Origin of the sequence: Halomonas ventosae (assembly GCF_004363555.1) — a bacterium.
Taxonomy (GTDB): Bacteria; Pseudomonadota; Gammaproteobacteria; order Pseudomonadales; family Halomonadaceae; genus Halomonas; species Halomonas ventosae.
In genome coordinates, this window is sequence record NZ_SNZJ01000001.1 from 193,405 (window position 1) to 210,471 (window position 17,067).

21 protein-coding genes and 1 tRNA gene are annotated in these 17,067 nt (G+C 67.9%); 13 read left to right on the plus strand and 9 right to left on the minus strand.

Annotation, left to right across the window (positions count from 1 at the left end):
* Positions 1–24 precede the first annotated feature (24 nt).
* Positions 25–1,065 (plus strand): protease SohB, encoded by a 1,041-nt coding sequence (gene sohB, locus DFP85_RS00935; RefSeq protein ID WP_133634033.1) that lies wholly within the window; start codon positions 25–27, stop codon positions 1,063–1,065.
* A 7-nt stretch (positions 1,066–1,072) separates the two neighbouring features.
* On the opposite strand, the gene DFP85_RS00940 is transcribed toward sohB, so the two are convergent.
* A complete protein-coding gene (locus DFP85_RS00940) occupies positions 1,073–1,402 on the minus strand; it encodes an ArsR/SmtB family transcription factor (protein WP_106231255.1) in 330 nt (109 codons plus the stop codon).
* A 333-nt stretch (positions 1,403–1,735) separates the two neighbouring features.
* Here DFP85_RS00940 and DFP85_RS00945 point away from each other — a divergent pair, with 333 nt between their 5' ends.
* From DFP85_RS00945 to DFP85_RS00955, 3 genes are all read left to right on the plus strand, one after another.
* Positions 1,736–3,646 (plus strand): propionyl-CoA synthetase, encoded by a 1,911-nt coding sequence (locus DFP85_RS00945; RefSeq protein ID WP_133634035.1) that lies wholly within the window; start codon positions 1,736–1,738, stop codon positions 3,644–3,646.
* A 176-nt stretch (positions 3,647–3,822) separates the two neighbouring features.
* Positions 3,823–4,506, plus strand: coding sequence for a 7-cyano-7-deazaguanine/7-aminomethyl-7-deazaguanine transporter (locus tag DFP85_RS00950; protein WP_133634037.1), 684 nt, complete (start codon positions 3,823–3,825; stop codon positions 4,504–4,506).
* A gap of 26 nt (positions 4,507–4,532) precedes the next feature.
* The gene (locus tag DFP85_RS00955; RefSeq protein WP_133634039.1) at positions 4,533–5,321 is read left to right on the plus strand and encodes an alpha/beta fold hydrolase; all 789 of its coding nucleotides are present in this window, start codon (positions 4,533–4,535) and stop codon (positions 5,319–5,321) included.
* A gap of 4 nt (positions 5,322–5,325) precedes the next feature.
* Here the strand turns inward: DFP85_RS00955 and DFP85_RS00960 are convergent, their stop codons facing one another.
* A complete protein-coding gene (locus tag DFP85_RS00960; protein WP_133634040.1) occupies positions 5,326–6,549 on the minus strand; it encodes an ABC transporter substrate-binding protein in 1,224 nt (407 codons plus the stop codon).
* A gap of 161 nt (positions 6,550–6,710) precedes the next feature.
* Here DFP85_RS00960 and DFP85_RS00965 point away from each other — a divergent pair, with 161 nt between their 5' ends.
* Positions 6,711–8,417 (plus strand): potassium/proton antiporter, encoded by a 1,707-nt coding sequence (locus tag DFP85_RS00965; RefSeq protein ID WP_133634042.1) that lies wholly within the window; start codon positions 6,711–6,713, stop codon positions 8,415–8,417.
* 27 nt (positions 8,418–8,444) lie between these two features.
* On the opposite strand, the gene DFP85_RS00970 is transcribed toward DFP85_RS00965, so the two are convergent.
* On the minus strand, positions 8,445–8,999 hold the full coding sequence (locus DFP85_RS00970) for a YaeQ family protein (protein WP_133634044.1): 555 nt from the start codon (positions 8,997–8,999) through the stop codon (positions 8,445–8,447).
* Positions 9,000–9,252: 253 nt separating this feature from the next.
* On the opposite strand from DFP85_RS00970, the gene DFP85_RS00975 reads away from it, so the two are divergent.
* Positions 9,253–9,450 carry a hypothetical protein gene (locus DFP85_RS00975; RefSeq protein WP_133634046.1) on the plus strand — a complete coding sequence of 66 codons (198 nt, stop codon included), beginning with the start codon at positions 9,253–9,255 and terminating at the stop codon, positions 9,448–9,450.
* 170 nt (positions 9,451–9,620) lie between these two features.
* Here the strand turns inward: DFP85_RS00975 and DFP85_RS00980 are convergent.
* Positions 9,621–9,710: transfer RNA gene (locus tag DFP85_RS00980), tRNA-Ser, on the minus strand.
* 123 nt (positions 9,711–9,833) lie between these two features.
* Here DFP85_RS00980 and DFP85_RS00985 point away from each other — a divergent pair.
* From DFP85_RS00985 to DFP85_RS01015, 7 genes are all read left to right on the plus strand, one after another.
* Positions 9,834–10,304, plus strand: a complete 471-nt coding sequence (locus DFP85_RS00985) for an NUDIX hydrolase (RefSeq protein WP_133634048.1) — start codon at positions 9,834–9,836, stop codon at positions 10,302–10,304.
* Between the two features lie 79 nt (positions 10,305–10,383).
* Positions 10,384–11,052: a Bax inhibitor-1/YccA family protein gene (locus DFP85_RS00990; RefSeq protein ID WP_133634050.1), complete on the plus strand. Its 669-nt coding sequence runs from the start codon at positions 10,384–10,386 to the stop codon at positions 11,050–11,052.
* 67 nt (positions 11,053–11,119) lie between these two features.
* Positions 11,120–11,512 carry a sulfurtransferase complex subunit TusD gene (gene tusD / locus DFP85_RS00995; protein WP_133634052.1) on the plus strand — a complete coding sequence of 131 codons (393 nt, stop codon included), beginning with the start codon at positions 11,120–11,122 and terminating at the stop codon, positions 11,510–11,512.
* Positions 11,513–11,532: 20 nt separating this feature from the next.
* The gene (gene tusC, locus DFP85_RS01000; RefSeq protein ID WP_133634054.1) at positions 11,533–11,907 is read left to right on the plus strand and encodes a sulfurtransferase complex subunit TusC; all 375 of its coding nucleotides are present in this window, start codon (positions 11,533–11,535) and stop codon (positions 11,905–11,907) included.
* A 21-nt stretch (positions 11,908–11,928) separates the two neighbouring features.
* On the plus strand, positions 11,929–12,219 hold the full coding sequence (tusB, locus tag DFP85_RS01005; RefSeq protein ID WP_133634056.1) for a sulfurtransferase complex subunit TusB: 291 nt from the start codon (positions 11,929–11,931) through the stop codon (positions 12,217–12,219).
* A complete protein-coding gene (locus DFP85_RS01010; protein ID WP_133634058.1) occupies positions 12,219–12,572 on the plus strand; it encodes a TusE/DsrC/DsvC family sulfur relay protein in 354 nt (117 codons plus the stop codon). Before tusB ends, DFP85_RS01010 begins: the two co-directional genes overlap by 1 nt.
* A gap of 10 nt (positions 12,573–12,582) precedes the next feature.
* Positions 12,583–13,170: an acyl carrier protein phosphodiesterase gene (locus DFP85_RS01015; RefSeq protein WP_133634060.1), complete on the plus strand. Its 588-nt coding sequence runs from the start codon at positions 12,583–12,585 to the stop codon at positions 13,168–13,170.
* Here DFP85_RS01015 and DFP85_RS01020 read toward each other — a convergent pair.
* The 5 genes from DFP85_RS01020 to fdh3B form a co-directional block, all read right to left on the minus strand.
* Positions 13,157–14,365 (minus strand): molybdopterin molybdotransferase MoeA, encoded by a 1,209-nt coding sequence (locus tag DFP85_RS01020; RefSeq protein WP_133634062.1) that lies wholly within the window; start codon positions 14,363–14,365, stop codon positions 13,157–13,159. The two genes, DFP85_RS01015 and DFP85_RS01020, sit on opposite strands and share 14 nt — an antisense overlap.
* A gap of 77 nt (positions 14,366–14,442) precedes the next feature.
* Positions 14,443–14,964, minus strand: coding sequence for a molybdenum cofactor biosynthesis protein B (moaB, locus tag DFP85_RS01025; RefSeq protein ID WP_133634064.1), 522 nt, complete (start codon positions 14,962–14,964; stop codon positions 14,443–14,445).
* On the minus strand, positions 14,961–15,284 hold the full coding sequence (locus DFP85_RS01030) for a DUF1244 domain-containing protein (protein WP_133634065.1): 324 nt from the start codon (positions 15,282–15,284) through the stop codon (positions 14,961–14,963). Before DFP85_RS01030 ends, moaB begins: the two co-directional genes overlap by 4 nt.
* Positions 15,285–15,378: 94 nt before the next feature.
* Entirely contained in the window at positions 15,379–16,437 is a 1,059-nt protein-coding gene (locus tag DFP85_RS01035; RefSeq protein ID WP_133634067.1) for a formate dehydrogenase subunit gamma, read from the minus strand.
* A gap of 12 nt (positions 16,438–16,449) precedes the next feature.
* Positions 16,450–17,064, minus strand: a complete 615-nt coding sequence (fdh3B, locus tag DFP85_RS01040) for a formate dehydrogenase FDH3 subunit beta (protein ID WP_133634069.1) — start codon at positions 17,062–17,064, stop codon at positions 16,450–16,452.
* Positions 17,065–17,067: the final 3 nt, after the last annotated feature.

Genomic DNA, 17,067 nt, shown 5'->3' on the forward strand with positions numbered 1-17,067 from the left:
ACAGCGAGTGTAAAGGAGATGGCAGTGAACGAGTGGCTGACGGAATTCGGCATGTTCGTGGCGCAGCTGTTGACCCTGGTGGTGGTCGGTGGCCTGGCCGTGGCGGTGGTCCTGCGGGTTCGTGGCGAGACCGGGGAGCGCAGTCGACTGCGGCTCGAGGAACTGAATGGCACGCGCCGCTCCCGCCGCAGGCGAATGCAGCTGGCCGCCAGCCAGCCGGGGGCTCGCAAGCGGCTGGTCAAGGCCTTCCGGCGCGATGACAAGGCACAGGACCGTCGCGGTCGCAAGGGGGAAGGGGAGGCCTCGCCGACGGTCTGGGTGCTCGACTTCCATGGCGACATCCGGGCCAGCGGCACAGGGCAGCTCGCCGAGGAGGTCTCGGCGGTGCTGGCGGTGGCCGGCGAAGGGGACGAGGTGGTGATCCGCCTGGAGTCGGCCGGAGGCCTGGTGCATGGCTACGGCCTGGCGGCGGCCGAGCTGGATCGCCTGCGCGAAGCGGGTCTGACCACCACGGTGTGCGTCGACAAGGTGGCCGCCAGCGGCGGTTACCTGATGGCCTGTGCGGCCGACCGGCTGCGTGCCGCCCCTTTCGCGGTGATCGGTTCCATCGGGGTGGTCGCCCAGCTTCCCAACCTGCACCGCCTGCTCAAGCGCCACGACATCGACGTGGAGCTGCTCACGGCAGGACGCTACAAGCGGACCCTCACGGTCTTCGGCGAGAATACCGAGGAGGGCCGCGAGAAGTTCCTCGAGGACCTCGAGACCACCCACGAGCTCTTCAAGCGCCATGTGGCCGAGCGGCGTCCGGGGCTCGACATCGAGGCGGTGGCCACCGGCGAGATCTGGTATGGCAGCGATGCCCTGACGCGGGGCCTGGTGGATGCCCTGGGCACCAGCGAGGCCTACCTGGTCGAGCGCATGCAGCAGGCGCGGGTGATCAGCCTGAAGCTGGAGCAGAAGCACAAGCTCGGCGACCGCCTGGGCATGGCGGTCTCGTGGGGCGTCGAGCAGAGCATCGAGCGCGGGCTCGAGATGCTCGATGCCGGGCGCTGGCAGAAGCGCTGATCAGCCACTAGGGCCTGCCGCCGAGTTCCAGGCTGCCGAGGGCCTCGATCAGGGTTCTCGCGCGCTTGCCATGCAGGGAGTAGTAGATGGTCTGGGATTCCCGGCGGGTGCTGACCAGGTTCTCTCGACGCAGGATCGCCAGGTGCTGGGAGAGCGCCGACTGGCTGAGCGAGAGACGCTGGTTGAGCTCGGTCACCGAGAGTTCGGTGCCATCGAGCAGGCAGAGTATCCGCAGACGATTGTCGTTGGCCATCGCCTTGAGCAGGGCGCTGGCCTCGTCGATGACCGCTGAGCCGCCTTCCAGGAGGCGTGCTGCAGCGCCGCTGGTATTGCCCATGATCTGTCCCCTGCCGGGCAGGTCCGGCATCCCGATGGCCGGTCGCCTGCACTGTTGAAGGCCTTCCCGTGATCCCGCCTGGCGCGGGTGGTGTCCGTTGCTCTGGCACATCCTGATTCAGCTTATCCTCAATAATAGTCCAGCTTGGCGCCTGTCGCCGAGTCAACGCTGGGTCAATGCCGAAACCGTGCTCACGCGCGTCTTGTTGTCGACAATGGTCGCCGGGATGCCTTGCACTTTTGTCGAAGGTTAGCCGATGGTATGAGGTTATGGCCGTGAAGTTGCTCTAGAGTGTCAACAATCAACGCCCCTTCGATTGCTGACAGGATGCAGATGAGCATGTACCAAGACGAGTTCCGCCGCTCCATTGATCACCCCGAGGCCTTCTGGGCCGAACAGGCCAGGCGCATTCCCTGGTTCACCCCGCCCACCACCATTCTCGAATACGACGAGGCGGGCCATGCCCGCTGGTTCGTGGATGGCGAGCTCAACATCTGCCATGCCGCCCTCGATCACCATGTCGAGCAGGGGCGCGGCGACCAGCCGGCCATCTTCTGGGATTCCCCGGTCACCGACAGCAAGCGGACCCTCACCTTCGCCGAGATGCGCGACCAGGTGGCGAGCTTTGCCGGGGCCCTGAAGGGACTGGGTGTGGAGAAGGGCGACCGGGTGGTGATCTACATGCCCATGGTGCCCGAGGCGCTGGTCGCCATGTACGCCTGCGCGCGCCTGGGCGCCGTGCACTCGGTGGTGTTCGGGGGCTTCGCCCCCCACGAGCTGGCCGTGCGCATCGAGGACGCCGCTCCGAAAGTCGTGGTTGCCGCCTCCTGTGGGATCGAGGGCAGCAAGGTACTGCCCTACAAGCCGATCATCGACGAGGCCATCGAGCAGAGCGCCCACAAGCCCGATGCCTGCGTGGTGTTCCAGCGCGAGCAACATCACGCCGAGCTGGGGGCGATCGATCACGACTGGGCAGCCCTGGTCTCGACGGCCGAGCCTGCCGACTGCGTAGCGGTCAAGGGCAGTGATCCGCTGTATGTCCTCTACACCTCCGGCACCACCGGCAAGCCCAAGGGGGTCGTGCGGGATACCGGGGGCTATGCCGTGGCCCTGAGCTACTCCATGGATACCATCTACGACGTGGATCCCGGGGACGTCTTCTTCTCGGCCTCTGACGTGGGCTGGGTGGTCGGCCACTCCTACATCGTCTATGCCCCCCTGCTGCGCGGTTGCACCACCGTGGTCTACGAGGGCAAGCCAGTGAAGACCCCGGATGCCGGGGCCTTCTGGCGGCTGATCAGCGAGTACCGGGTCAAGAGCTTCTTCACCGCCCCCACGGCCTTCCGAGCCATGAAGAAGGAAGACCCGGACGCCAAGCTGATGGCCCAGTACGACCTCTCCTGTCTCAAGGCGCTGTTCCTGGCCGGCGAGAGGCTGGACCCGCCGACCTTCCACTGGCTGGATGACCTGATGGACGTGCCGGTGATCGACCACTGGTGGCAGACCGAGACCGGTTGGCCGATCGCCGCCAACCTCCAGGGCCTGGATCCGATGCCCACCAAGGCCGGGAGCGCGACGGTGCCGGTGCCCGGTTTCAACGTCCAGATCCTGGATCGCGAGGGGGAGCCGGTCGGCCCCATGGAGCAGGGCAGCGTGGTGATCAAGCAGCCGATGCCGCCTGGCTGCCTGACCGGCGTCTGGGGTGACCCGCAGCGCTTCCACAGCGCCTACATGGCGGCCTTCCCCGGCTACTACCTGACCGGTGACGGTGGCTTCTTCGACGAGGATGGCTACCTGTTCATCATGGGGCGCACCGATGATGTCATCAATATTGCCGGCCATCGCCTCTCCACCGGCGAGATGGAAGAGGTCGTCGGCGCCCATCCCGCCGTGGCCGAATGCGCGGTGATCGGCATCCATGATGCCCTCAAGGGCCAGCTGCCGGTGGGGCTGGTGATTCCCAAGGACGGCTTCGAGGGCCGCGAGGCGGACCTCGAGGAGGAGCTGATCGCCCTGGTGCGCGAGAAGATCGGCCCCATCGCCTGCTTCAAGCAGGTGCTGGTGGTCGACCGCCTGCCCAAGACCCGTTCCGGCAAGATCCTGCGCAAGCTGCTGCGCAACATCGCCGACGGCAAGGAGTTCGGCGTGCCCTCGACCATCGACGACCCGGCGAGCCTGCAGGACGTGCACGAGGCCATGAAGGAGCGCTCGGTGGGTACTGCCCACGAGGCCCGTCAGGTCTGACACGCCTGGTTCTGCCTCCCCTCGACGCCGCCCATCATGGGCGGCGTCGTCATGTGGGCAGGGCGCGTCCATGGCCAGTGCGCCGCGCAGGTCGTATAATGCGCGCCCCCGACTCGCCGCGGGCGAGTGACGTGCCACGAGGGTTCCCTCACCCCTCCCCAAAAAAGGATGCCGTGATGTTCGTGCTTTCCGCTGCCCAGACCCGGCGCTGCCTGGCGCTGCTGGTCGCCTTCCATATCCTGGTCATCGCCGCCAGCAACTACCTGGTCCAGCTGCCCTTCACCCTGTTCGGGTTCCATACCACCTGGGGCGCCTTCAGCTTCCCCTTCATCTTCCTGGCCACCGACCTCACCGTGCGCCTGTTCGGCAAGGAGCCGGCGCGCGCCATCGTGCTGAGGGTCATGCTGCCGGCGCTGGTGATCTCCTATGTGGTCTCGGTGGTCTTTCCGCGCGGCGACTTTGCCGGGCTTGCGGGGCTGGGCGAGTGGAACCTCTTCGTGGCGCGGATCGCGCTGGCAAGCTTCATGGCCTACGTGCTGGGCCAGCTGCTGGACGTGCAGGTCTTCGATCGCCTGCGCGCCCTGAAGGCCTGGTGGGTGGCGCCGGCCGTCTCCACGGTGCTCGGCAACCTGGCCGATACCTTCGCCTTCTTCTCCATCGCCTTCCATGCGAGTCCCGACCCCTTCATGGCCGCCAACTGGCCGGAGATCGCCTGGGTCGACTACGTGATCAAGCTCGGCATCAGCCTGGCGTTCTTCCTGCCCCTCTACGGCGTGCTGCTGGCCTGGCTAAGCCGCCGCCTGGTCGCCGTGACGGGCAGCGCCGACCTGACGCCCGCCCAGGCACGCGCCCGCACCTGACCCTACCCCCAGCCGAGGAGACTGTGATGCCCATCGAACTCCACTATATCGACACCGGGGGCGACGCCACCCCGCTGGTGGTCGTCCACGGCCTGCTTGGCAGCGCCGACAACTGGCGCTCCCACCTCAAGCAGTGGCAGCGCCGGCATCGGGTGATTGCCGTCGACCTGCGCAACCATGGCCGATCGCCGCATGCGACGGGGATGGGCTACGACGCCATGGCCGAGGACCTGCTCGCCCTGCTGGACCGGCTCGGCGTGGCAAGTGCCCACCTGCTGGGACACTCCATGGGCGGCAAGGTGGTGATCAGCCTGGCCCGGCTGGCGCCGGCCCGCGTGGCCTCGCTGGTTGTCGCCGACATCGCCCCGATCGCCTACGGCCATGACCACGACAGCGTGTTCGCCGCCCTGCGCCGCGTGGAGGCGGGCCGGCCCACCAATCGCCGCGAGGCCGACGCGCTGCTCGCCGAACATGTCGAGGAGTCCGCCGTGCGCCTCTTCCTGGCCACCAACCTGGAGCGCGACGACGAGGGCATCCTGCGCCTGCGCATCGGCCTCGACGAGATCCAGGAGGACTACGAGACGATCATGGGGGAGCCGGCGGGAGAGGGCGCCTTCGAGGGACCGACCCTGGTGCTGCGCGGCGCCCGTTCGCGCTATGTGACCGACGAGATGCTGCCGGCGCTGCGCAAGGTGCTGCTGCGAGCCGAGGTCGAGACCCTGGAGGCGGGCCACTGGCTGCACGCCGAGCAGCCCAAGGCCTTCCAAGCGGCGGTCAATGCCTTCCTCGAGCGGGTGGCAGGTCAGAACGGGTAGCGGGTCAGCGAGGCACTGCCCCGGGATCGATGGCCAGTCGCGAGACCGGGTGTCGCTCCCGGATAAGTCCCGCCTCGAAGAGGTACTCCTCGAAGCGGCGGTAGCGGCCCTGGTCCAGGGCCGCGGGGCTGAGGCTGAGGCGCGAGCGGACCATCTCCCAGGCTTCACGGTTGACCGGGGTGTCCAGGGCCGGCTCGGCATTCGCCATCAGCGACCAGGCCTCCTCCGGATGGTTGGCGATCCAGGCCGTGGCCTCCTCGAGCGCCGCCACCAGGCGGCGGATCGCATCCCGCTGCGGCGCCAGGTGATCGCGGTTGGCGAGCAGCACCAGGCCATCATGGAGCGGGATGCCCAGCTCCTCGATGCGCAGCACCCGGGTGGCCAGTCCCTCGTCGGCGAGCTGTCGGGGCAGCTGGTGGCGCATGGCGCCGATCACGCCATCCACGCGGCCCTCGCGCAGGGCATCGCCGAGCCGGAAGTGCAGCGCCTCGGTCTCCACCTCGTCATCGCGGATCGCCGCGCCGCGCTTGAGCGCCGCCAGCAGCACGTCACGGCTGTCGACATCGGCATGGCCGATGCGCGAGCCGGCCAGCTGGGCCGGCGTCTCGATCCTCCCGTCCTCGGGGACTACCAGGGCGCTCAAGGGCATGGCGACCAGCGTGGCGACACGGACCAACGGCAGCCCGCGGTCCACCTGGAGGTGCAGCAGGGGCTGGCGGCCTACCGCCAGGTCGATGCGTGACGCTGCCAGCAGCTTGCTGGGCACGTCCGGGTCGGCCGGGGTGGCGAGGGTTACCGCCAGTCCGCGACTGGCAAACAGGCGCCTCTCCCGGGCCACGAGCAGGGCGGCATGGCGAGGGCTCGGGTAGCCGTCCAGCATGATCCTGAGCGGGGTGACCGGCGGTGGTTCGATCGGTTCCGCCGGGCGCAGGGCGATGGCGGGGACGCTGGGGCGCGAGGGCGTGTCGACGCTGGGCCCGGTCGGTGCCTCCCGGTAGCGACGCCGGGTCTCTGCCCAGGCCGCGGCCTCGGCGGCGGCCCTTGCCGCCTGGTCGGCCAGGGACTCGAGGTCCGGCACCATCACCTCGGTGCCCAGCGGCGGGTAGCCCGGCGGCGCTTCGACGGCGCCGGCCGGCGGGTCGGCCGCGGCGGGCAGCGCCGACAGCAGGGCGACAGCCGACAGCAGCAGGCGCCAGCGGCGAGGCCGCCGAAAAACGGATCTGGTCATCGAAACGGGACTCCTGCCATGCGCGCTGTCCGGGCTTGCCTGGGTGCCGCGCAAGCTTAACCGCTGCCCACGGGCCGCGACCAGCCATGACCACAAACGGAAATCGCCGTGCCGGGCGGGGCATGCGATAATCCGCTCTCTCGCAGCCGAGGCAGGATGCCATGGATTCGATCAACAGCCTCTTCCTGCTCAGCGGCTTCCTGCTGGCCCTGAGCATTCTCGCCAGCCGCCTCTCCTCGATGGCCGGGGTCCCCCTGCTGCTGATCTTCCTGGGCCTTGGCATGCTGGCCGGGGAGGAGGGCCTGCTGGGCATCCAGTTCGACGACTATTCGCTGGCGTTCGTGATCGGCCACCTGGCGCTCGCCATGATCCTGCTCGATGGCGGTCTGCGCACGCGCCTCAAGACCTTCCGCGTCGGCTTCCGGCCGGCGCTCTCCCTGGCCACGCTGGGGGTCTTCATCACCGGCTCGCTGGTGGGCGTGTTCGCCATGTGGGTGTTCGACCTGAGCCTGGTGCAGGGCCTGCTGGTGGGGGCCATCGTGGGGTCCACCGACGCCGCCGCGGTGTTCTCCATGCTCAGCGGCCGAGGCGTCAATCTCAACGAGCGGGTCGGGGCGACGCTGGAGATCGAGTCCGGGACCAACGATCCCATGGCGATCTTCCTCACCCTGATGCTGGTGGAAGTGCTGGTCGGCGAGATCGGCGGGGTAGGCGAGACCCTGCTGTTCCTCGTCCAGCAATTCGGCCTGGGCATCGTCATCGGCCTGGGCATCGGCTGGCTGAGCGCGCGCCTGCTGAGCTGGCTGGACCTGGCCCCGGGCCTCTATTCGCTGCTGGCCCTGGGCCTGGGGTTCTGCGTCTTCGGCCTGACCAGCGCCCTGGGCGGCAGTGGCTTCCTGGCCATCTACCTGGCCGGCCTGATGATCGGCAACCGGCCCGGGCGCCACCTCAACTTCATCCTGCCGGTCCACGACGGCCTGGCCTGGCTCTCCCAGATCGGCCTCTTCCTGGTGCTGGGCCTGCTGGTCACCCCCAGCGAGATGCTGGATTACGCGCTGCCGGCGCTGCTGGTGGCCCTGGCGCTGATCTTCGTTGCCAGGCCGCTGGCGGTGCTGATCGCCGTCAAGCCCTTCTTCAAGTTCCGCTGGCGGGAGATCGGCTTCATCGCCTGGGTGGGCCTGCGCGGGGCGGTGCCCATCGTGCTGGCGATCTTCCCGGTGATCGGCGGGGTGGAGAATGCCTCGCTCTACTTCAACGTGGCCTTCGCGGTGGTGCTGCTGTCGCTGCTGATCCAGGGGGGCACCCTGCCGTGGATGGCGCGCCGCATGAAGGTCGAGTTGCCTCCCACCGTCACGCCCAACCGTCGTGGGCCACTGGGCATCCTGCCCGAGAACGACTACGAGATGTTCGTCTACGAGGTCGAGAACGCCGACCTCGAGGACGTGCCGATCCGGCTGCTGCGCTTTCCCTCGGGGGCGCTGATCTCGGCGCTCTTCCGCGAGCACGCCATGCTGCACCCCAAGGGCAGCACCCGGCTGCGCCTGGGTGACGTGATCTGCGTGATCGGGCGCACCGATGACCTGCCGGCGCTCAACCGCCTGTTCAACGGCGATGCCAAGCTCAAGCGCGAGCGGGCCTTCTTCGGGACCTTCACCTTCGACGGGGAGGCACAGATGCGCGACATCGCCGATGCCTATGGCCTGACCCTGAGTCCCGGCGAGCGGGACATGACGCTGGCCGAGTTCGTCTCGCTGAGGGTCGGGGGACACCCGGTGGTGGGCGACGACGTGGACTGGCACGGCATCCACTGGGTGGTCAGCGAGATGGACGGCAACAAGGTCTCCCGCGTGGGGCTGAGGCTCTACTGAGCCGTCGCCCCGCGGCCTTTCGACGGGTCAACCGGTGCGCATCTCCTTGAGCACCTCGAGTGCCACCTCGACAGCCCCCCGGTCGGGGTGGGTCATCCAGACCCCGCCATCCTCGATCGTGCAGCTCAGCGTCATGCTCCTCGCCGCCAGGTCGCCCAGCGCCGCCACGGAAGCCGGGGAGATGTCGACCACCCTGAGGTTGTCGAGGGTGGCGAGCTTGCCGGAGATCTGCTCCCACCAGATCGCGGCGCCCTGGCCGCTGTAGGTGTAGAGGGCCACCCGGTCGGCTCGCCCGCAGGCGCGGCGAATGGCCTTTTCGTCGGGCTGGCCCAGCTGGACCCAGAGCGCGAGGTCGCCGGTCAGGTCCTGGCGCCAGAGGTCGGGCTCGTTCTCGGTGCTCACGCCCCGCCCGAAGGCCAGGGTCTCGTCGGCGTTCAGGGCGAAGGCCAGCAGCCTGACCATCATGCGTTCGTCGGTCTCCGAGGGGTGTCTCGCCACGGTCAGGGCATGATCCGCATAGTAGTGCCGGTCCATGTCGGCGATCTGCAGCTGGACCTTGTGAATCGTTGCCTTGAGAGCCATGTGGTTGAGTCGACCGTGGCCTGGGAAATGGGGGAGTCATCATGACACAGTCGGAGAGGTGAGGGGATAGCAGTGGGGCGCGCATGCATGTCAGGCGTGGCCTGCACTGGCGTCAGCTGCGAGGAGGGGGTTGGCATGGCGACATTCCATCGGCCACGCTATATCAGAGCAACCAAACAAGAACACCATTACTACCAAGGGCCTGCACTCTGGCTCCTGCCAGCATCAGGCCCGGCTACGCAGGAGAGCTAACATGACAACGGCAGTTCGGACCCTGGTCCGCTACACCCTCAAGACGATCACCTTGTTCGCCTTCCTTGCCTTCATGGGCCTGGCGGCCGGCATGATTGTGTCCCACGGGGAGACAGCGCAGAGCCTGGGGGACTTTATCGCACCGATCGTCCTGGCTGGCCTGCTGCTGATCGCGCTGGTCTGGCTCTGGTATAAGTGACGGCAGGCGCCGTCACGGCCGTGCCCACGCTGCCAGTCACGGGGGAGGGGCCTTGATGGCCGCTTCTCCCGCCAGTCGACCCAGCGGATGGTGCCTTGCATCGCCACTGCTGGCGGGAGGAGGGGGCAAACGAAAAAACCAGCCATAAACGGCTGGTTTTCGAGAAGAAGTGGCGGAGGGACAGGGATTCGAACCCTGGGAAGGCTCTCACCTTCGCCGGTTTTCAAGACCGGTGCATTCAACCGCTCTGCCATCCCTCCGGCTCACGGATGGGTATACTACCAGCTTTCCTCGCCGGGTCAAGAGCGCCTTGGGATCAAGATGTTAGGCCTCGCATGGCGAGCTCAGGCACAATGGGCCATCGGTGACTGCAGGAGAGCATCATGCTTGACCCCACACTGCCCCCCGGGGTGCATCCGGTCCCCGCCGTCTCGGCCGCCGTGATCAAGGGTGACCGCATCCTCATGGTGCGGCGGCGCAACCCGCCCAGTGCCGGCATGCTGGCACTGCCCGGCGGCAAGGTGGAAACGGGCGAGAGCCTCCAGCAGGCAGCGGCGAGGGAGCTGCTGGAGGAGACCGGTGTGCTCGCGGCGCCCCGGCGGATCCTGACAGCCATCGACCTCTTCGACCACGACGACGCCGGCCTGCTGAGGATGCATTTCGTCATCGTGGTGGTGCAGCTCGAATGGCAGGGCGGGCTGGAGGCGGCCGCCGACGATGCCACCGAGCTGCGCTGGATGGACCTCGAGGCCCTCGAACAGGATGACGGGGAGGTCTGTGAATCGGCGTCCCGCGTGGCGCGGCGGGTGCTTGCCGAGGCGATGTCCGCAGAAAGCGCGTTGAAGCCAGGCTAGCCAGTCTCTTGCGTCGGGAACCTTCTGGCGGCATGCTAGGTCAAGTGCCTAGATCAACCACACAGGGAGCTTCCGATCCATGGCTTACCAAGACACGCAGATGACACGGCAGCAGACCCAGGCTGTCGGTACCAGCAAGGTCCTGCGCAATACCTATGGCCTGCTGGCGATGACCCTGCTGTTCTCCGCCGCGACGGCCGGTGCCGCCATGGCCATGGGCATCGAGCGGATGAACATCCTGGTGTTCTTCATCGGTGCCTACGGCCTGATGTTCCTGGTGCACAAGACCGCTAACTCGGCGATCGGCCTGCTTTCCACCTTCGCCTTCACGGGCTTCATGGGCTTCACCCTGGGGCCGATCCTCAGCGCCTACCTCACCCTGCCCAACGGGGCCCAGCTGATCATGACCGCACTGGGCATGACCGGGGTGACCTTCGTCGGCCTCTCGGCCGTGGCGCTGATCACGCGCAAGGACTTCAGCTTCCTGGCGAACTTCCTGATGGCCGGTGCCATCGTGCTGATCATCGCCATGGTGGCGGGTATCTTCCTGCAGATTCCCGCGCTGTCGCTGATGGTCTCGGCCGGCTTCGTGCTGTTCGCTTCGGCCGCCATCCTCTACCAGACCAGCGAGATCGTCCATCGGGGCGGCGAGACCAACTACATCCTCGCCACCATTACCCTCTACGTCTCGATCTACAACCTGTTCGTCAGCCTGCTCTCCATCCTGGGGATCATGAGCCAGGACTGACGGCTTCGCCACAGCACGGATACCTGGCCCCGCCCACTGGCGGGGCCAGGCTGTTTCAGGAGACCCCATGCGCTATGCCATCCTGCTGATGGGTGCCCCCTACAGTGACCAGGCGAGCCACTCCGCCTTGCGCTTCGCCCGTGCCCTGGTGGCACGGGGGCACCGGCTCGAGGCAGTGTTCTTCTACCATGACGGGGTGTACAACGCCGCCCGGCTGGCCGCTCCCCCCCAGGACGAGCCGCATCTGGTGGATGCCTGGGCGGCGCTGGCCAACGAGCATCGGGTCGCCTTGCAGGTCTGCATCGCCGCCGCGCTGCGACGGGGCCTGCTGGACGAACGGGAAGCGGTCCGCCATGGCAAGGACGGCGTCAGCGTGGAGGCTCCCTTCGAGCTGACCGGGCTGGGCCAGCTGGTCGACATCGGCACCCGCTGTGACCGCCTGGTCACCTTCGGTCCCTGACCGCGTTCCACGGAGTCCCGATGCAAGAACATCATGACGACAGTGACCTGCTGGTCATCCTGCGCCACGCGCCCCACGGCAGCAGCTGGCTGAGGGAGGGCCTGGATGCCGCCCTGGTCGCCGCCGCCTTCGGGCGCCGGGTCTCCCTGCTGTTCATGGGGGAGGGGGTGACGGCCCTGCTGCGGGGGCAGCAGCTGGGCCCCCTGGGGCAGAAGGGCACGGCCGCGACGCTGGAGATGCTGGAGATGTATGATATCGAGACGTTGCTGGTGGAAGAGCAGGGGCTCTCCCGTCTCGGACTCTCGAGCGACGAGTTGATGCTTGAGGTGGAGTGCCTGTCGCCCTCGGCACTGGCGCGTGTCCTCTCCGGGCATCGCCTGGTGTTGACCTTCTAGCCAGACGCAAGGAGTGCGCCCATGCTGCTGCATGTCGTGAATCGTTCCCCGGCGACCAGCCGGGTCTACCAGCAGGCCCTGGCCGGCATGTCGCCGGAGGATCGCCTGCTGTTGATCGAGGATGGGGTCCAGGGGGCGCTCCCTCAGCTGGTGCGGTATTACGCGGGCCTGGAGGGGCGCCTGTTCGCCCTGAAGGAGGACCTGGAGTCGCGCGGGCTGCTCGGTCGCTGCGACGCCAGCGTGCAGGTGGTCGACGTGGACGGCTTCGTGGACCTGACCGAGGAAGCCGAACGCACGGTGAGCTGGTACTGATGGCAACCACAGCAATATACCGTTATCTCGCTGTTGATCAAGACCAGTATGCTCTGGATCCCGAAGGCTATCTGGTCAACATGAATGAGTGGTCGCCGGAGGTCGCCAAGGCCCTGGCCGAAGAGGAAGGCATCACCCTGACGGAGGAGCACTGGGAGATCCTCCAGGTGCTTCGTGACTTCTATGCACGCTACGAGATGGCGCCCGCCATGCGCCCCCTGGTAAAGGCAGTGGCGCGCACCCTGGGGCCGGAGAAGGGGCGCTCCATCCACCTGATGCGCCTCTTCCCGGGCAGCCCGGCCAAGGTGGCCGCCCGTCTCGCTGGCTTGCCCAAGCCCACCCATTGCCTGTGATGTGCCGATCATGAATTTTCTGGCGCATGGTTGGCTCGCCCGGGGCGGCAGCGATGACTTCCTCTACGGCAACCTGATCGCCGACGGGGTCAAGGGCGCCGACCTTTCGTCCTGGAGCGCCGAGCAGGCCAGCGGCATTCGTCACCATCGGCGAGTGGATGCCTTCGTCGATGGCCATCCGGTGGTCTCGGCCGTGCTCGAACGATCGCCGCGCAGGCAGCGCCGCTATGCCGGCATCGCCCTGGACCTGGTCTGGGACCACTTCGCGGCGCGGTCACTGGCAAGCGACGAGCGGCACTGGCTGGTCGCTCGCTGCTATCGGGTGCTGGCGAGGCGACCGGCCCCGGCCCGGCTGGCGGCGATGATGCCAGTCCTGGTGGAGCAGGACTGGCTCAATCGCTACGCAGACTTCGCCTTCACCTGCCGGGCCATCGAGGGCATCGGCCGGCGGCTTTCGGGTCCCAACCGCCTGGCCGAGCTCGTGCCCTGGCTGGAGGAGGACTATGAGCGGCTCGCCCGCGACTTCGAAAGGCTCTGGCCCGCGGTCAATGACGCCCTGGGGGTTGCCTCACCCCAGGGAGGGGTCACTCGACCCTGAGCCACAGGCAGTCGACCGGATCACCCGGCTCGATCCGGCTCTGGGCCGGGACCACCGCCAGGGCATCGGCGCTGATGCAGGATGACAGCACGCCGGAGTTCTGGTCCCGGAAGGCCCGGGCCAGGACCCCGTCCTCCCCGAACTCGAGCATCACGCGCATGTAATGGCGTCGCGGGCCGGTTTGCGTGGAGAAACCCGCCCGGGCCCGCAGGCAGGGCAGCTGCGCGAGTGCCGGGCACCCCTGCAGGGCACCGAGCAGCGGACGCAGGAACAGCCAGGCGCCGACGAAGCAGGAGACGGGATTGCCGGGCAGACCGACGAAGCGGACCTCCCGTCCCTCGCGCCCCGGCAGGCGCCCCAGGGCGAGGGGCTTGCCGGGACGGATCGCCAGTCGCCACAGGTCCAGCTGGCCCAATGAGGCCAGGGCGGCCTTGACGTGATCCTCCTCGCCGACACTGACGCCGCCGGTGCTGATCACCAGGTCGGCCTCCTGGGCGGCGGCGCTCAGCGTCTCTCGGGTGCCCGCCGGATCATCGGGAATCGAGGTGATCAGCGTCAGCTCCGCGCCGAAGCGTTCGAGCAACCGCCTGAGCATCGGCCGGTTGGAGTTGTAGATCTGGCCCGCGGCAAGGGGTTGGCCCGGGTCGACGATCTCGTCGCCGGTGGAGAGTAGCGCCACCCGGGGGCGGCGGCGCACCACCACCTCGGTGATGCCCTGACCGGCCAGGTGGCCCAGCGCGGCGGCCTCCAGCCGCTCGCCGGCCGGCAGCAGGGGCGCGCCCGCCGTGACATCACGACCGCGGCGGCGAACGTTGTCGCCGGCCGGGATGTCGGGCGGTATCGCGGCCAGGTCGGCCACTACCTCGACGCGTTCCTGCATCACCACGCAGTCGGCACCCGGGGGGATCTCGCCCCCGGTGAAGATGCGCGCACAGGTGCCGGGCGCCAGGGGCGCGGCCGGCGAGCCCGCGGCGATGCGCTGGGCGACCGGCAGCCGCTTGCCGGCATCCCGGTGGTGGAGGGCATAGCCGTCCATGGCGCTGTTATCGAAGGCGGGCACGTCGAGCCGGGCCTCGATCGCCTCGGCGAGCACGCGACCCGCCGCCGCGTCACAGGAGAGGGATTCCGGGGGTGTCGGGGCCACGCCATGCAGCAGTGCCGCCAGTGCCGCCTCGACCGATTGCAGCTCAGCCATGCTGGCCTCGCTCCGGGATCATGGGATTGGCCTGAACGTATGGAGAGTGGCATGGCGTGTGCCGACTGCGAATGGTCTCAAACATGCTGGCCTCGCTCAGGGATGACGAGATTGGCAAAGTTACAGGGCTTGTGACGGCTGTCGAGCTGCTCGGCCAGGATCCCGTCCCAGGCGGTGCGGCAGGCCCCGGTGGAGCCGGGCAGGCAGAACACCACGGTGGCGTTGGCCAGTCCGCCGAGGCAGCGGCTCTGCACCGTGGAACTGCCGATCTCCTGCCAGGAAAGGTGGCGGAAGAGTTCGCCGAACCCTTCGATCCGCTTGTCGAGCAGGACCGAGACCGCCTCGGGCGTGGAGTCGCGGCCGGTGAAGCCGGTGCCGCCGGTGGTCAGGATCACCTGGACGTCCGGATCGGCGATCCAGCCGGCCGCCACGGCACGGATGCGGTAGACGTCATCGGGCACGATACGTTTCTCGTGCAGGGTGTGCCCGGCCGACGTGAGGCGCTCGACCAGCGCCTGGCCGCTGCGGTCGGTCGCCTCGTTGCGCGTATCGGAGATGGTCAGCACCGCGATGGAGAGGGGAATCATCGGCTCGCTCATCCGTCCTTCTGCCCCTGCTTGGCGGCCTGGCGCGCCTCGAAGGCGGCCATCTGCGCGGGGGTGGCTTCCTGCTGATACTTCTCCTTCCACTCCGAATAGGGCATGCCGTAGACGTGTTCCCGGGCGGCATCATAGTCCAGCTCGGCGCCGCGCTCGTCGGCGGCGGCCACCAGCCACTTGGAGAGGCAGTTGCGGCAGAAGTCGGCGAGGATCATGAGGTCGATGTTCTGTACCTCCTTGTGCTCATCCAGGTGGCGGAGCAGGCGGCGAAAGGCGGCCGCCTCGAGTTCGGTGCGGGTGGCGTCGTCGAGATGCTGCATGGTGGCTCCTCGGGGTGGCGATTGCGTCTGTCGCATCAGCTTAACAAAAGACACCGCCCGTAGGCGGTGTCGACGGGCGCTTTCCTGCCAACGCTCAGCCGGAGCGGGGGGCCGGCTCATCGCGCTGCGCAGAGGACCGGCCGGCCGCCAGTTGCTCCTCGGGAACGGCCTGGTCCTTGACCTCCTCGTACCAGAGGTTGTGATGCTCCTTGGCCCAGGTCTCGTCCACGTAGCCGGTGGCCATGCCTTCGAAGGAGCCCTCGGTGCCCAGCGTGCCGATGTAGATGTGGCCCAGGGCGACCGCCGTCAGGCCGAAGGCACCCACGGCATGGATGATGTTGGCCCACTGCATGGTGTCGCGGCCCTGGCCGTAGTTGGGGAAGTCCAGCACCAGGCCGCTGACGATCACCGCGATGCCGGCGGTGGCGAGCAGCCAGTACCACACCTTCTCGCCGGCGTTGGCGAACCCCGCATCCGGATGCCCCTTGCCGACCAGGCCGCCGCCCTTGGCGAACCACTCCAGGTCATGCCGGCGGGGAATGTTGTGGGCCAGCAGGCGCAGCAGCAGGATCACCAGCAGGATGCCGAACAGCGGTCCCAGGTAGTTGTGGATCAGCTTGGTGCCGGACATCATCGCCGCCCAGAAGCCGTCGCCGAAGATCGGACGGAAGACGGCCTTGCCATAGGCCAGGTTGAGCCCGGTGAGGGCCAGCAGGATGAACAGGGTCGCCACCGTCCAGTGCAGGGACCTGACCACCAGCGACCAGCGCAGCAGCTTGCGTCCCGTTCGCGGCTCGTCGAGCTTCTTGCGGCCGACCATCAGGTAGAAGAGGGCGATCACCACGATCATGCCCACCACGGCGATCACCCCGAAGGGAGAGACCCAGCGCTCGCGTAGCTGTCGCCAGGTCTCGCCGCTGGCGTTGATCAGGTTGAAGTTGGAGTCGAAGCGGCTGTCCCGATAATTGGGGCCGGTCTCGCCGCTCTTGATCTGCCGCCAGGCATCGGCGTCCAGGGCCGGGACCGCCGTGGCGGCCTCGCGATCGGGGTCGGCCTGGGCCAGGGCGAACTGGGCGACCCCCAGGCTGGCCACCAGGGCCAGCACCAGAAGGGGCAGTCGCCATAGCGCCCGCCAGGGTGTGGACTTGCTCATGACATGACCTCCTTACCCCTGCTGGGTGGCGTCGTAGGCCAGGGAGTCGGCGTCGGCCCTAGGGTTTCCCGACCAGCCGCCATCCTTGTGACCCCGCTGCACGACCCGCTGGCGGAAGATATCGGCGACCTCCTGGGCATCACCGGCGAGCAGGGCCTTGGTGGAGCACATCTCGGCACACAGCGGCAGCTTGCCCTCGGCGATGCGGTTGGCCCCGTACTTCTGGTACTCCTCCTCCTTGGTCTCCGCCGGGCCGCCGGCGCAGAAGGTGCACTTATCCATCTTGCCGCGCTCGCCGAAGGCGTTCTGCTTCGGGAACTGCGGGGCGCCGAAGGGGCAGGCGTAGAGGCAGTAGCCGCAGCCGATGCACAGGTCCTTGTCGTGCAGCACGATGCCGTCATCGCGCTGGAACAGGGTCTCGGTGGGGCAGACGGCAATGCAGGGTGCATCGTCGCAGTGCATGCAGGCCACCGAGATGGAGACCTCGCTGGGCTCGCCGTCGTTGAGGGTCACCACGCGACGGCGCTGGATGCCCCATTCCACCTCGTTGGCGTTCTTGCAGGCGGTGACGCAGCCGTTGCACTCGATGCAGCGCTCCGCGTCGCACATGAACTTCATAGTGGCCATGGT

What these genes read in the sequence shown, in the direction of transcription:
- DFP85_RS00940 (WP_106231255.1), bottom strand. Translation starts at nt 1,402, where the DNA reads ATGGGCAATACCAGCGGCGCTGCAGCACGCCTCCTGGAAGGCGGCTCA.
- DFP85_RS00945 (WP_133634035.1), top strand. Translation starts at nt 1,736, where the DNA reads ATGAGCATGTACCAAGACGAGTTCCGCCGCTCCATTGATCACCCCGAG.
- DFP85_RS00950 (WP_133634037.1), top strand. Translation starts at nt 3,823, where the DNA reads ATGTTCGTGCTTTCCGCTGCCCAGACCCGGCGCTGCCTGGCGCTGCTG.
- DFP85_RS00955 (WP_133634039.1), top strand. Translation starts at nt 4,533, where the DNA reads ATGCCCATCGAACTCCACTATATCGACACCGGGGGCGACGCCACCCCG.
- DFP85_RS00960 (WP_133634040.1), bottom strand. Translation starts at nt 6,549, where the DNA reads ATGACCAGATCCGTTTTTCGGCGGCCTCGCCGCTGGCGCCTGCTGCTG.
- DFP85_RS00965 (WP_133634042.1), top strand. Translation starts at nt 6,711, where the DNA reads ATGGATTCGATCAACAGCCTCTTCCTGCTCAGCGGCTTCCTGCTGGCC.
- DFP85_RS00970 (WP_133634044.1), bottom strand. Translation starts at nt 8,999, where the DNA reads ATGGCTCTCAAGGCAACGATTCACAAGGTCCAGCTGCAGATCGCCGAC.
- DFP85_RS00975 (WP_133634046.1), top strand. Translation starts at nt 9,253, where the DNA reads ATGACAACGGCAGTTCGGACCCTGGTCCGCTACACCCTCAAGACGATC.
- DFP85_RS00985 (WP_133634048.1), top strand. Translation starts at nt 9,834, where the DNA reads ATGCTTGACCCCACACTGCCCCCCGGGGTGCATCCGGTCCCCGCCGTC.
- DFP85_RS00990 (WP_133634050.1), top strand. Translation starts at nt 10,384, where the DNA reads ATGGCTTACCAAGACACGCAGATGACACGGCAGCAGACCCAGGCTGTC.
- tusD (WP_133634052.1), top strand. Translation starts at nt 11,120, where the DNA reads ATGCGCTATGCCATCCTGCTGATGGGTGCCCCCTACAGTGACCAGGCG.
- tusC (WP_133634054.1), top strand. Translation starts at nt 11,533, where the DNA reads ATGCAAGAACATCATGACGACAGTGACCTGCTGGTCATCCTGCGCCAC.
- tusB (WP_133634056.1), top strand. Translation starts at nt 11,929, where the DNA reads ATGCTGCTGCATGTCGTGAATCGTTCCCCGGCGACCAGCCGGGTCTAC.
- DFP85_RS01010 (WP_133634058.1), top strand. Translation starts at nt 12,219, where the DNA reads ATGGCAACCACAGCAATATACCGTTATCTCGCTGTTGATCAAGACCAG.
- DFP85_RS01015 (WP_133634060.1), top strand. Translation starts at nt 12,583, where the DNA reads ATGAATTTTCTGGCGCATGGTTGGCTCGCCCGGGGCGGCAGCGATGAC.
- DFP85_RS01020 (WP_133634062.1), bottom strand. Translation starts at nt 14,365, where the DNA reads ATGGCTGAGCTGCAATCGGTCGAGGCGGCACTGGCGGCACTGCTGCAT.
- moaB (WP_133634064.1), bottom strand. Translation starts at nt 14,964, where the DNA reads ATGAGCGAGCCGATGATTCCCCTCTCCATCGCGGTGCTGACCATCTCC.
- DFP85_RS01030 (WP_133634065.1), bottom strand. Translation starts at nt 15,284, where the DNA reads ATGCAGCATCTCGACGACGCCACCCGCACCGAACTCGAGGCGGCCGCC.
- DFP85_RS01035 (WP_133634067.1), bottom strand. Translation starts at nt 16,437, where the DNA reads ATGAGCAAGTCCACACCCTGGCGGGCGCTATGGCGACTGCCCCTTCTG.
- fdh3B (WP_133634069.1), bottom strand. Translation starts at nt 17,064, where the DNA reads ATGGCCACTATGAAGTTCATGTGCGACGCGGAGCGCTGCATCGAGTGC.